Raw genomic sequence first — 13,622 nt, 5'->3', positions numbered from 1 at the left:
TGCACTAAGTCGGTCAGGCCGAGTGATTGGTATGATAGGGAAAGTAAATTTGGCGCAAAAAAAGGGCCGCTAAGCGACCCTTGGTTTAGTGGATTTTAACAATTAAAACTTAAACTCTAAATTCACCAACTGAGGCTTGAAGCTCTTCGGCTAGTTTGGCGACTTGATGGCTAGACTGAGCCGTTTGATCTGCGCCGATAGCCGTTTCTTCCGAAATGGCAGCAATATGCTCCAGTTTCTCAGACACTTGCTGGCTGACTAAATTCTGCTCTTGAGCTGCATGGGCGATATGAGTGCCTGAGTCGTAGGCCTTATGTACAGACTGGCTAATGGTTTCGAGGGCAATGTTGGCTTGCTCAGTTTTTTCAACACAGGCATTTGCCTGAGCGCGTCCCATATCCATGGCGGCAACGGCTTGCTCTGCACCTTGCTGCAACACTTCAATCATCTGTTGGATCTCTCGGGTCGATACCTGAGTGCGTGAGGCTAAGCTACGGACTTCATCGGCAACCACCGCAAAGCCACGACCTTGTTCACCGGCTCTAGCAGCTTCAATGGCGGCGTTAAGGGCGAGTAGGTTAGTCTGCTCTGCAATGCCGCGGATCACATCCAAAATTGAACCAATTGAGGCACTATCAGACTGCACTTTATTGATCACAACGCCGGCTTTAGCCACTTCATCGGCTAAAGCCAAAATCGTCAGTTTGTTCTCTTCGGCAATGGCTCGCATATGCTGAGTTTCTTGGTCGGCTTGCTTGATTTGCTCAAGGGCTTGATCGGCACTTAACGACACTTGTTGCGCGCTAGAGCTCAGTTCTGTGGTTGCAGTGGCCACTTGGTCCACTTGGCTTTTTTGTTCTTGAATGCCGGAGGTAGTTTGTGCTGTGATTGCCGACGTTTGTTCAGCTGCCGCGGCCAGTTGGTTCGATCTATCCAAGATGCCGATAATCAAACTGCGTAAGCTATCGACGAGACGGTTGCAGTTTTTCGCCAGCTCTGCAAATTCATCGTGTCCAGAGTCATCCAGCTTATGGGTAAGGTTGCCTGAGGCTAAGACGTTTAGAGCATTGTTCACTTGGCTGAGTGAGCGTTTGAGCGGGTTCACTACAGCAAAACTCACAATGACAGCGACAACAATGGCAATTAACACTACAACCATGGTTTGTATGCTAGCAGAGTCAATCTTAGCGATGGTGTCGTTGCTCATGTTGGCGGCAACAAGTTCGATGTTATTACTCACATCATCCATGTTCGTGTTAATGACTTTCACGTCTTTTTCGATAATACCGAGTTTGAGCACAGCTTCTTTAGCATGGGAAAGCTGGCTCGATTTCAGCTGCAACATAGATTGCGGGCCGGTGACAAGCGCTAAAACTTTTTCAATATCTTTAGTGACTGAACTTAAGGTATCCGCATCGACGATACCTTGACCGTGACGATTTACATATTCAAGTTTGTTCTTGGTTTCGCTGATAATGTAGTCAAGTTCTTTAGAGATCAGTTCGTGCTTACTGTCTTCTTCATTGGTGACTAAGTCTGCGATAGTGGTGATGATATTCCCGAGGCTAGTATCAATCGCGCTGGCTGACGCGGCCAGACTCTGCTCATCGGGATTTTGACTGCTTTCTAAATCAACAATATCGAGCAGTTCAGATGAGGCATCATCGGCGGCATTTTCGAGTTTTTTCTTTAGATTAACTAACTGTTCTTGCTTGCTTAATGAAGCTTCACGTTCGGCGATCATAGCAAGGCTGTCTCGTTCAAAGCTTGAGAAGCTACCGCTTAATTGGCTGATTAAGGAGGTGAGCTCTGGCTGGCTTTTCACTAATTGGGTGATGTTAGCTATTTCGTTTTTGAACTGAGTGCCATGATCATCGAACACTTTGCGAATACTGGGAATATTGGCTGATTTAGGCGTGTGATAGGCAATCAGGATTTGTCTTTGTTGCTCGCTCAAGGTTTCACTGAGGTGATTGGTCGACTTAAGCGCTGGCAAGCTTAATTCTTGCATCATCGCCGAGCTGGCTTTTAGGCTGTTGTTGGTGAGGTAGGATGTAAATCCCAGCACCACGAGCAAAAGCGTGACAATACCAAAACCGCCAATCACTCTGGTGGCTACGTTAAATTTCATAGGATACTCCGATTTTTATTATATTTTTCCAAATGAAAACAGGGCGATTTCAGGGTTAGGCGGCTCAGTCTGTTATCGACTTTAAGCTGTTTTAGTTTAACTCTTTTTTAACTTTTTTTGGGTAATTTTTTGGTCTTTTTCAAGATGCCATAGGGTTAAGTGTTCACCCCAGCAACAACCTGTATCTAAAGCCTTTAATTTAGTATCGCCGATATTGCCCATCAGTGCTGCCCAATGGCCGAAAACCAAGGTGTGACTCTGGCGCAGGGGCGAAGCAAACTCAAACCAAGGTTTGAGTTGTGGATTAGTACAGTTTTCAGGAGGTTGTTTACAGTCAAAATCGAGTCGGCCATCGACATAGAGGTAGCGCATGCGTGTTAATGCGTTGATGCAGTAACGTAGGCGCTCTATGCCAATTGCACTTGGGTCCCATTGTTCGGCACTATCCGAATACATTTGGCTTATCAGTGCCTCAAGATAATCATCTTGTTTGAGTGCGCAACTGACGAGTGCGGCTTCTTCTCTTAATACTTCAAGCGACCACTGCGGTGGTACACCCGCATGACTCATGATGAGTTGGTGTTCGGGTAATTCACGCATTAGGGGTTGCTGTCTCAGCCAGTCAATTGAGGCTGAAATATCGGGCGATTCAAGAATTTCAGTTAAATTATCGCTGGGCTTAGCGCGTTTGAGCTTGCCGTGTAACGCCATTAAGTGGAGATCGTGATTGCCTAAAACCGTTTTAGCGGAATCACCTAAAGAACGAAAAAAACGTAGTGTAGATAAGGAATCTGGTCCGCGAGCAACAAGATCACCTACAGCCCAGAGTTCATCACGGGAGGGATTAAAATCGACCTTAGCGAGTAATTTTTGTAATTCAGCGAAACAGCCTTGGATGTCACCAACAAAATAATGCGCCACAGTACCCCTTTCCTAACGATATTAATGTAGTAAGCCTGGGGTCGCTAAACGGAAGGGACGGATCGTCGCTTGGAAATGCTCACCCGATTCGCTGACCATACCATAAGTGCCATGCATTATGCCAAGGGGTGTATCGAGCACAGTGCCACTGGTGTATTGATAGGCGGTATTTGGCGCTATGGTTGGTGTTTCACCGACAACTCCGGCGCCTTGGACTTCACTGGTATTGCCATTGGCATCTGTGATTATCCAGTGACGGGTTTCGAGTTTAGCTGCCTGCTCACCTAAATTGATGATAGTGATGGTATAGCTGAAGAGGTATTTTTCATCCTCGGGCGAGGACTGCTGCTCTATATATTCAGTTTTAACTTCAACCCGAATGGAGGTGTCCAATGCGCTCATTCTTGTTCCTAGGCTCTGGTTAAAGGGCACCTAAGTGCCCAGACATATTTATGCTTTCTTATCGCAAACCATGTTAGCCATAGCAACATACTGTTGCACGCTAATCTGCTCTGGGCGTTGACTTGAATCAATCCCTAATTGCTCGAACTCATCGTCGGATAACATGTGCTTTAAGTTATTACGCAGAGTCTTACGACGCATGTTGAACGCCGTAGTACAAAGGTGACGTAGTACGGTCACATCTTTGCAAGGGAACGGCTTTACAGCGTATGGCAATAAGCGTACGACTGCTGAGTCGACCTTAGGCGCGGGCGTAAAGCTGTGGGGCGGCACTTCAAGAACCGGAACCACTTGGCAGAAGTATTGCGCCATTACCGTTAAACGGCCATAGGCTTTACAGCCTGGGCTTGCCGATAAACGCAGTACCACTTCTTTTTGCAGCATAAAGTGCATGGTTTCAATCTGTTCGGCAAATTCGAACAGGTGGAACATCAGCGGCGTTGAAATGTTGTAAGGTAAGTTACCAAACACTTTCATCTTTTTGCCTGGCACACTCAGTTGACCAAAATCAAACTGCAGTGCATCACCTTGGTGAATGGTCAGTTTATCTTTAAGGACTGGGTGATGATTTAAGCGTTCAACTAGATCGCGGTCAAGTTCGACGACGGTCAGGTTATCTACAGCTTCGGCTACGGGTTCGGTTAAAGCACCAAGGCCTGGGCCGATCTCGACCATCACATGGTGATTATCGGGGGCAATTGCGCCCACAATGCGGTCAATCACATTGCTGTCGGTAAGGAAGTTTTGTCCGAAACGCTTTCTGGCCGTGTGGCCTAAATGTACTTTGTTGCTCATTAATAATGTAATCGTTTAGTTCTTTGAGGATAACTCAATGGCTTTATTCAGAGCACACACAAAGCTGCCAATATCGGCTTTGCCTGTACCCGCGAGATCGAGCGCCGTACCATGGTCAACCGAGGTACGAATATAGGGTAAACCTAAGGTGATGTTTACCGATTTGCCAAATCCTTGTGACTTGAGAACGGGAAGTCCTTGGTCATGGTACATGGCCAAGACGACATCGGCGTCCTGTAAATATTTAGGTTGGAACAGGGTATCGGCGGGTAATGGGCCGACAATATTCATCTGGAACTCTTCTCGCAACTCGTTGAGTGCAGGAATAATCACGTCGATTTCTTCACGCCCTAAATGGCCGTCTTCACCTGCGTGTGGATTAAGGCCACAAACATAAATCTTCGGTGAAACTATGCCAAATTTGCTGATGAGATCGGCATGTAAAATCTTGATAATATGCTGTAGGCGTTGACGTGTTATCGCTTTTGCAACATAGGCCAGCGGGATATGTGTGGTCACGAGTGCCACTTGTAATCCCGGCGTTGCCAGCATCATCACCACATCGGGGCAATTTGCTTGATGGGCAAAAAACTCAGTATGGCCACTAAAGGAAATACCCGCTTGATTGATAATGCCTTTGTGTACCGGACCCGTCACGACAGCATCAAACTCGCCGCTCATGTTTTTCTCGCCCGCATAACGCAAGGTTTCAACTACATAAGTGCTGTTTTGTTCATCGAGCTGACCGCAAATCGATTCGGTCACTAGCTTGAAGGGGGCAATAGTTAATGTGCCCGCTTCTTGCGGTTTAGGCGCTTGATTTGGCTGGTAAGGGCGGAAAGTCACTTGCAAACCGAGTCGTTTAGCACGGCTGGTTAATAATTCTGGATCCGCACAAACGACTAACTCAACAGGCCAAGCCTGCTGAGCGAGTTGTACGACTAAATCGGGGCCAATACCTGCGGGTTCACCTGGGGTAACGGCAATACGTTTAGTGCTCAATTAGAATTAACCTCGATTGGTCTCTGGCTGGAAGATTTCAATGTATGCGTCTGAACGCATTTCGTCTAGCCAGTTTTGCAGTTCTTCGTTAAATTTGCGACGGAAGATCAACTGGTGCGCACGGTTACTGTTGAACTGATCCGTGGCATCGGTTTTTCTGCGTTCTTCTAACTGGGTAATGTGCCAACCGTGAGTAGTACGGAATGGCTCGCTGATCTGGTCAGTTTTCAAACTGTTAAGGGTTTGAGCGAACTCTGGCACGTAAATGCTTGGCTCTGCCCAACCTAATTCGCCGCCTTTAGTGGCGGAACCTGGATCTTCAGAATATTGACGCGCTAGGTCTTCAAACTTAGCTTCACCTGAGCGAATTTGCTTCAGGAATTGCTCAAGCATGGCTTTAGCACGATCTTCCGACAAAATTGGCGATGGCTTGAGCAAAATGTGGCGCGCTCTGACTTCTTCAATTTCTTTGGTTTGTAGGCCGCGAGCATCCATGATCTTAATGATATGGAAACCTGCACCACTCTTAATCGGGCCGATAATGTCACCCGTTTTCGCACCGTTGATCACTTCGGCGAACAGGGTTGGCATTTCGTTGATGTTCATGTAGTCCCAAATACCGCCTTCGAGTGCTTTAGGGCCCGAAGAAGATGCGATAGCGGTACGACGGAAATCTTCACCACTCTTTAAACGCTCCAAAACGATATTGGCACGTTTGCTCGAGGATTCCAGTTGTTCACTGGTAGGATTATTTGGCACGTCAATCAGGATGTGGCCAATTTGGTATTCCACATCTTTCATCCCTTGTTCTTGGATGAGTTTGACTAGGCTAGTAATTTCCTGTGGTGACACTTGAATACGACGTTGTACTTGAATACGCTGAATTTCACCTAGGGTGATTTCTTCGCGCAACTGCTCGCGGTATTGGCTGAAGCTTAACCCTTCGCTTTCAATTTTCTGTTGCATCTGCGCCACAGACATTTTTTGTTCGCGCGCGATGTTTTCAATCGCTTGGTCTAATTGTAAGTCACCAATATGCAGGCCAATACGATCTGCCATTTGCAGTTGTAAACGGGTCAAGATCAAACGTTCAATCACCTGAGTACGCAGGGCACTGTCAGAAGGTAACGATTGGTTTGCCGTTTTGGCATTGGCTTTAACAGTGTCAATCATGTTAGTGATTTCACTTTCGAGCACTATGCCGTCGTTAATTTGGACCGCAACGCGGTCGAGCGGCTGAGGTGCGGCCAATGTAGGTTGGCTGATAGCGAGTGCAAATAAAGCAAAAATCAGATGTTTACTGGGTTTCATCCACAAAATCCTTGGCACGTTCTAAGGTCAGGTTCGACGGCTTAATTGAAATAACTTTACCATTTATATCGAAATTACAGCGAGTTGCCCTAATGTCATTTTTTGGCGATGCATTTGAGTGCATGGTTAAACCTTAAGATCCGCTTTTATTAGCGTTAGCAAAAGGCAAACGATAAAGCACTCATTAACCTGTTTGGACTCTCAGTCCTTGTTGAGGTTCAGCAATCTATCACAATTCTTTGCTAATTCCTCAGATAAAGCGGTTTTCTGTAGTTAAACAGGCCGTCATTGAGCATATCGGTTACGCCTAATGGGCCAGAACCACCGAGTCCTTTAATGACTAAATTCAGGTAGAAGCCGCTTTCAAACTGCTCACGGGAGTCGATAGCAGCAGAGCCTATGTTGTCGTCATAGTTAGTTTTAATGCGGTAGTGATAACTAAATCGCACCGCATAACAACATGATTCGTATTGAATACCTGTGTAGGTTTCAATGCTGCGGCTTTCGTTTAAGTCATAATACCAATTACCCACGAAGTAGAGATCGTCACTGATGGGCCAAGCGCCACGAACACCCGCTTGGGAGATGTTCACAGTATCATTGGTATTGGAGTTCAATAAATCGGGGACGTAGCGATAGCTAAATTGCAGCAATTTGTTCGCTTCGGGTCTGAAGTCTAAGGTGACTTCCGTTTTTTTATTTTCACTGGTGTTGGTGTCGTACTGAATCGCCGCACCCATATACCAATCATTCGTCAAACGGGTATCTAACTCGGCAGCGAGTACAGATGTCGATTGATTTGATTCAAAAATATTGTCTTCGTAGCCGACTTTACTGTCTTGCAAGTAAAAAATTTGCCCTAGGCTGAATTTAGTCGCTTCTTGGTTGTGATCGTCGAACAAGCGTGTTGTTAAACCTAGCGTGACTTGGTTCGCATCGGAAATACGATCCAGTCCCGAGAAACGGCGATCACGGAATAGACCAAAATAGTCATCCTGTAATTGGGCCGTATCATAAATACCTATGCCACGTTGGTCTTCGTAGCCAACATAAAGATATTGGAATTGCGGTTCCAGCGTTTGGCGATAGTTTTCATCGAAAAGCTCAGTAAAACGCTCGAAGTTAATCTGACCATTAATCCGTACCTGCGGAATGGTACGGCTTACCGTGTCGTCTAGTTCTTCATTAGGATTGTTATTCTGTTGCCAATAATTAGTTTGCATCAGCTTCACTTGGCTGGTGAGTGAGCCCGAAGGTCCGTGAATTGGTAGGGTAACGCTCGGCGCCATATGTAAACGCGTCGCCGTGTTCACATTATTGTCTTGATGGGCAAAATTCGTCAGCTCTGAATTAAAGCCAAAATCTAAATTGTTCCAGAAATCGGCGGCGCGATAGTTAAAGTTGACTTGAGGCATCACCTGATACGGTTTTTCATCTTCACCGAGTACTTTAATATCTTGGACTCGGGTGCTGATATCCCAGTTACTTTCGAAGTAGCTGATTTCACCTATGCGCGACAGCTGGTTGTCGGTAGCACGGTTAACATCCGACTTTAAGTCATTGAAATAGTTGTTGTCTGACACGTCGGTAAAATTAGCTAATACACGCCAATTTTTGTCGATAGCCCCTTGATGTTGCCAGTTATACAGGTAGCGATTAGGACTACCACTGATCAATTTATCGTTGCCAAGATATTCAAAATTGACTCGACCTTTTTGAGCCTCGCCTGCTAAATAACCAAACTCAGTCTTAGTGAATAATCCACGGTTAGACATATAGTTAGGTGTAAAGGTTAAATCATATTCAGGGGCAATGTTCCAGTAATAGGGCGCAGCAATTTCGACACCATTAGTGGTACTGGTGCTAAAGCTGGGGTAGAGAAAGCCCGACTTACGTTTATCAGAAACCGGCACTGTCATATAGGGAATGTAGAATACAGGCACGCCGCCGACTCTTAACTTGGCATTCCAAATTTCGCCCCATTCTTCTTCACTGTTGATCTTAATTTTTTCGGCTTCGAGCAGCCAAGACACATTGTCGGGTGGACAAGTGGTAAAGTTGGTATTGGTTAAAATTAAATTGTTATTGATGGTAATTTGCAGCTTTTCTGCATCGCCATGGACCTGTTGGCCATGCAGCCAATATTGTGCCCCTTTAAGGGTGGCACGATTGGAGCGCATTTGAGCTTGCAATGATTCGGCGGTAACAGTGAAGTTACTGTCTTGGAAGACTAAATTACCATTGGCATCAAACTGTTCGGTCGCTTGATCTAAAATAGCCTCATCGGCTGCTATGTGTCTATCGCCTTGGCTAAAAACCACATCCCCGCGGAAAATGGCTTGTTTGCCCATTTCTGCATCAGAGTTATCAGAGACAATACGAATTTTGTTGAGTTCAGCCGCACTCATCCCTTGGGTTTGAGATACGATACGGGGTACTGGCGGTTCGATTAAGCATTGAGATGCCGAAGCGGTTGGAGAGTCGTCTGCCAGGACTAATTGCGGTAACAGGCTCAGGGCCAGAAGGTATCGGATCTGCATCTTTAGGTCAGTAATTATGATTTCTTATTCTGGACAAGTATGGATGGGGAAAGTTGCAATTTACAAACGCAACGCCGCTTAATAAATCTCTCAATTTCTTAGCTGTTTCCAAATTATATGCCAGCTATAATAAAGCAATTTTTCTTTAAGAGCCATGAAATGACTTTATCCGATCCGAGATTTCTTTCCCTAAATCAGTGGCTGAATGGTTATTTTTCCGATGAGGTGACACCAGTATTGATTTCCGGTGACGCAAGTTTTAGACGTTACTTTCGGATCACGACGCCCGATGCCACCTTTATCGCCGCCGATTCACCGCCACAACTGGTGCCTATCGCACCCTTTATCGCCTTATCTAATGCCTATGCCGCCGCGGGACTGACAGTTCCAAAAGTGATCCATGCCGACGCCGCTCAAGGTTTTATGCTGATGAGTGACTTAGGTGATACCCAGCTGTTATCTGTGCTTAACGTGCAAAACGTGGCTGACTATTATCGTCAGGCACTCGATTTACTGCCGCAAGTGGCTTCTGTGGTTGCAAGTCAGCATCTTGATAGCGGCCTCGTTCAGCCCTTACCTCTGTACGATGAAGCCTTTGTTCGCCGTGAATTGCACATCTTTACTGAGTGGCTACTCGGCACTCATCTTAATTTGTCATTGGACGAGTCGGAGCTGCAAATGCTAAGCGATAGCTTCGATCTGCTTGTCGACAATGCGCTATCTCAGCCTAGCGTGGGGATGCATAGGGATTTCCATAGCCGCAATCTTATGCTGCAAGCAGGCGAATTGTGCGTAATTGATTTTCAGGATGCTGTCGTCGGCCCTGTGACCTACGACGCGGTATCGCTATTGCGTGATTGTTATATTCGCTGGCCGCAGCCGTTAGTCGCAGACTTGATGCAATACCATTATCAGCAAGCACTCGCGCTAGGCTTCATTCCCACACAGACCCCCGTTGAGCAATATCAAACTTGGTTTGATCTCATGGGCTTGCAGCGACACATCAAGGCGGTGGGGATTTTTGCACGGTTAAATTATCGCGACAGTAAACCTGCCTATATGGCGGATATTCCACTGACATTAACGTATATTGTCGACATCGCCATGCAGTATCCCGAACTCGTGCCATTTGCACACTGGTTGACTCGTCGCGTGTTGCCTGCGTTTACAGCTAGCCAGTCTTTATCTGAGGTTAAGCAATGAAAGCCATGATCTTGGCCGCCGGACGAGGTGAGAGGTTACGGCCGTTAACGGACAATATGCCTAAACCTATGGTGCCAGTATTAGGTAAACCGTTGATTGTTTATCATATTGAAAAACTTGCTGCGTTAGGCATAGTCGATATCGTCATCAACCATGCTTGGCTAGGACATAAATTAGTCGAGGCGCTGGGCGATGGTAGCGCTTTTGGGGTGCGAATTCGCTATAGCGCCGAAGAGAGTGCGCTTGAAACCGGCGGCGGCATTAAACGGGCTTTGCCTTTATTGTGTGAGGGTGAAAGTGATGAACCCTTTTGGGTCATTAATGGTGATGTGTTTATCGATGCCTTACCGACAATGACTGAACTTGCTGCCGATACGCTCGCCCATCTCTGGCTAGTGCCTAATCCTGAGCAGCATCCAAATGGCGATTTCGCCTTGGATGGCAATCGAGTGCAGGAGCTTGGTGAGACTAAGTACACTTTCTCTGGCATGGGCATTTATCGGCCGTCGCTGTTTAATCAGACGCCGCAGGGGGCGTTTGCACTCGGTCCGTTGTTGAGAGCACAAATGGCTCAAGGCCGAGTCAGTGGCGGGCTGTTTGAGGGACTTTGGTGCGATGTTGGCACGATAGCACGCTTGCAAGGGCTCGAACTCAGATTACAAAGCAATACCTAAATATCCGTGTTGGCTTATCCATAGGATTTCGCTGGCACATCAAATACATAATAGAAATCAGGAAATAAGATGCGGCTTTGGGGTAAGTTTTTTGGATTTGTCATTGGTTTTATGTTCGGCCGTATTTTTGGTGCACTGCTAGGTTTGTGGCTCGGTCATCTTTACGATAAGCGCGCGGCTTCTGGTGTGGGGTTTCGCGAGGTTCTAGGGCAGGCTAAGAATCGCCAAGCTATCTTCTTTAATACCACCTTTGCGGTGATGGGGCATGTGGCGAAAGCGTCGGGACATGTGACTGAAACCGATATTCGCATCGCGACCTTGTTAATGGATCAAATGCGCTTAACTGGTGAAGCCCGTAAAGAAGCGCAGCAGGCGTTTCGCGAGGGGAAATCGGCGGAGTTTGATCTGCGTAGCAGCTTACAAGCTTTCCGTGTTATTACCATGGGCCGCAAAGAGTTAGTGCAGATGTTCATCGAAATTCAGATCCAAACGGCATTGTCCGACGGTGAACTGGATCCCGCTGAACACGCTATCTTGATGACGATTGCCCAAGAGTTAGGTTATGGTCGAGCACAGTTAGATGAATTACTGAAGCGCTGGCAGGCGGAGTTTCGCTTTCATCAGACCTCAGGTGGCAACAAAACATCGATTACCGATGCTTACAGTTTGCTGGGGATTACTAACGAAGCCAGCGACCAAGAAGTTAAGCGAGCTTACCGTAAGTTGATGAACGAACATCATCCCGATAAGTTAGTCGCTAAGGGATTGCCGCCGGAAATGATGGAGCTGGCAAATCGTAAGGCACAGGATATTCAAGCGGCCTATGACAGAGTCAAGTCTGAGCGCGGTATGCGTTAGTCTTGATTGCTTTGGATTGTATAAAAGATAAGGAATTCATTATGAAACACACGCATAGCCTGTTGCTGTTGGCGAGTTTGCTCCCTGTGACTATGTCCACGCAGGCCGAAGTGTTTGTCGCACCTTTTGGCGGTTATAGTCTGGGTGGCGGTCAATTTGATGTTAATCAAATTGACGTCAACGCAGATCAAACGGGCGACAAGAAAAATGTGAAGGTCGAGGAATCGAGCCATTACGGCCTGATGCTGGGTATTGGCACGAATGATCCCGGTAATATTTATCTTTTATACAGCCACCAAGCCTCTGAACTCAAAAGTGGTGGCTTGTTTACGCCCGATCGCCTTACCTCATTAGACTTAGATTACATCCACTTAGGCGGCACTTTATATTTTCCCCGTGGCGATATTCGACCCTACGTCACCGCAAGTGCGGGGATCACCCGCATGCTGCCTGACGCTTGGTCTAGTGAAACGCGTTTCTCTATGGGGATTGGCGGTGGGGTAGAGTATCAAGTCACTCAACACTTTGGTTTGTTTGCAGATATCCGCGGTTACGCGACGTTTATCAACAGCGACAGTTCGTTGTTTTGCAATGAAGATGAATGCCTATGGCACATTACGTCGGATGTGATGTGGCAGGCGCAGGCTAACCTTGGGCTCAAAGTCAGCTTTTAGCACTAACACATCGTCTTAAAAGGAGATTTAGCGACATGAAGATAGTTGTACTCGATGGCGAAACTTTAAATCCTGGCGATCTCAGTTGGCAATCCTTGACTGAATTAGGCGAGTTTGCGTGTTTTCCCCGCACCGCTGGCGCTGATATTGTCGCACGTGCCCAAGGCGCTGAGATCATTCTCACCAATAAAACGCCGCTTAATGCTAAGACTCTGGCGCAACTTCCGGCACTGAAATACATAGGCGTATTGGCAACGGGTACTAACGTTGTTGATATAGCGGCAGCTAAAGCGCAAGGCATAGTGGTTACGAATGTGCCCGCCTATGCGCCCGATGCCGTAGCGCAGATGGTGTTTGCTCATATACTGCATCACACCCAAGCCGTGGCTGCCCATCATCAAGCTGTGGTTGATGGTCAGTGGGTGAACTGCCAAGATTTTTGTTTCACCTTAATGCCGCTGCAATCCTTAAAAGGCAAGACTTTAGGCTTAATAGGTTACGGTGATATTGGCCAGCAGGTTGGGACGCTCGCCCTTGCATTTGGGATGAAAGTGCTCGTCAATACGCGCTCAGTTATCAAAGACTTGCCCCAAGGTGCCACTTGGGTACCGCGTGATACTGTGCTGAGCGAATCAGATATTATCTCGCTGCATTGCCCACTTACCCCTGAAACTGAGCAATTTATCAATCAACAAACTCTTGCTTTGATGAAGCCTAATGCGCTGCTTATTAATACGGCGCGCGGTGGATTAATTGATGAGGCCGCGCTTGCAGCAGCGCTTTTGCAAAACCGCTTATTTGCCGGTGTCGATGTATTATCGACCGAGCCGCCCAGCGCGGATAATCCCTTGTTGCATGCGCCGAATATCAGCATTAGTCCCCATAATGCGTGGGCGACTAAGGAAGCGAGACAAAGTCTACTCAATATTGCCGTGGCGAATGTGCACGGTTATTTGCAGGGTGAAGTGAGTAACTGTGTGAACAAGTAAAGCGGTATGCGTCTTTCTCTCTTTTCATCATATCGACGTTAAGAGAGAAAGACCTGAATGGT

Annotated in this window: 13 protein-coding genes; 5 read left to right on the top strand and 8 right to left on the bottom strand. The window is 46.9% G+C overall.

Going from position 1 to position 13,622, the window contains the following annotated elements; translation table 11 throughout:
* Window positions 1–109: 109 nt before the first annotated feature.
* From FW758_RS07245 to lptD, 8 genes are all read right to left on the bottom strand, one after another.
* Complete coding sequence (locus tag FW758_RS07245) at window positions 110–2,131, bottom strand: methyl-accepting chemotaxis protein (protein WP_446445027.1); 2,022 nt, start codon at window positions 2,129–2,131, stop codon at window positions 110–112.
* Between the two features lie 96 nt (window positions 2,132–2,227).
* Complete coding sequence (locus FW758_RS07240; RefSeq protein ID WP_446445026.1) at window positions 2,228–3,052, bottom strand: symmetrical bis(5'-nucleosyl)-tetraphosphatase; 825 nt, start codon at window positions 3,050–3,052, stop codon at window positions 2,228–2,230.
* Between the two features lie 21 nt (window positions 3,053–3,073).
* The gene (gene apaG / locus FW758_RS07235; protein WP_006080538.1) at window positions 3,074–3,454 is read right to left on the bottom strand and encodes a Co2+/Mg2+ efflux protein ApaG; all 381 of its coding nucleotides are present in this window, start codon (window positions 3,452–3,454) and stop codon (window positions 3,074–3,076) included.
* 48 nt (window positions 3,455–3,502) lie between these two features.
* Window positions 3,503–4,309, bottom strand: coding sequence for a 16S rRNA (adenine(1518)-N(6)/adenine(1519)-N(6))-dimethyltransferase RsmA (rsmA, locus tag FW758_RS07230; RefSeq protein WP_446445025.1), 807 nt, complete (start codon window positions 4,307–4,309; stop codon window positions 3,503–3,505).
* 15 nt (window positions 4,310–4,324) lie between these two features.
* Window positions 4,325–5,311, bottom strand: coding sequence for a 4-hydroxythreonine-4-phosphate dehydrogenase PdxA (gene pdxA / locus FW758_RS07225; RefSeq protein WP_446445024.1), 987 nt, complete (start codon window positions 5,309–5,311; stop codon window positions 4,325–4,327).
* Between the two features lie 6 nt (window positions 5,312–5,317).
* The gene (gene surA / locus FW758_RS07220) at window positions 5,318–6,622 is read right to left on the bottom strand and encodes a peptidylprolyl isomerase SurA (protein ID WP_006085822.1); all 1,305 of its coding nucleotides are present in this window, start codon (window positions 6,620–6,622) and stop codon (window positions 5,318–5,320) included.
* Window positions 6,609–6,746, bottom strand: a complete 138-nt coding sequence (locus FW758_RS07215) for a copper oxidase (RefSeq protein ID WP_446445023.1) — start codon at window positions 6,744–6,746, stop codon at window positions 6,609–6,611. The genes surA and FW758_RS07215 overlap by 14 nt, the downstream gene beginning before the upstream one ends.
* 118 nt (window positions 6,747–6,864) lie before the next feature.
* A complete protein-coding gene (lptD, locus tag FW758_RS07210) occupies window positions 6,865–9,162 on the bottom strand; it encodes an LPS assembly protein LptD (RefSeq protein ID WP_446445022.1) in 2,298 nt (765 codons plus the stop codon).
* A gap of 159 nt (window positions 9,163–9,321) precedes the next feature.
* Here lptD and FW758_RS07205 point away from each other — a divergent pair, with 159 nt between their 5' ends.
* The 5 genes from FW758_RS07205 to FW758_RS07185 all read left to right on the top strand — a co-directional run bounded on the left by FW758_RS07205 (window position 9,322) and on the right by FW758_RS07185 (window position 13,560).
* On the top strand, window positions 9,322–10,365 hold the full coding sequence (locus FW758_RS07205) for an aminoglycoside phosphotransferase family protein (protein ID WP_446445021.1): 1,044 nt from the start codon (window positions 9,322–9,324) through the stop codon (window positions 10,363–10,365).
* Entirely contained in the window at window positions 10,362–11,039 is a 678-nt protein-coding gene (murU, locus tag FW758_RS07200; RefSeq protein WP_311990508.1) for an N-acetylmuramate alpha-1-phosphate uridylyltransferase MurU, read from the top strand. The genes FW758_RS07205 and murU overlap by 4 nt, the downstream gene beginning before the upstream one ends.
* 69 nt (window positions 11,040–11,108) lie before the next feature.
* On the top strand, window positions 11,109–11,897 hold the full coding sequence (djlA, locus tag FW758_RS07195; protein ID WP_446445020.1) for a co-chaperone DjlA: 789 nt from the start codon (window positions 11,109–11,111) through the stop codon (window positions 11,895–11,897).
* A gap of 41 nt (window positions 11,898–11,938) precedes the next feature.
* Window positions 11,939–12,571, top strand: coding sequence for an outer membrane beta-barrel protein (locus FW758_RS07190; RefSeq protein ID WP_446445019.1), 633 nt, complete (start codon window positions 11,939–11,941; stop codon window positions 12,569–12,571).
* A 35-nt stretch (window positions 12,572–12,606) separates the two neighbouring features.
* A complete protein-coding gene (locus FW758_RS07185; RefSeq protein WP_446445018.1) occupies window positions 12,607–13,560 on the top strand; it encodes a D-2-hydroxyacid dehydrogenase in 954 nt (317 codons plus the stop codon).
* The last annotated feature ends 62 nt before the right edge of the window (window positions 13,561–13,622 follow it).

This window comes from Shewanella sp. 1180_01, assembly GCF_052850535.1.
This window is presented reverse-complemented; position numbering and strand designations above follow the sequence as displayed.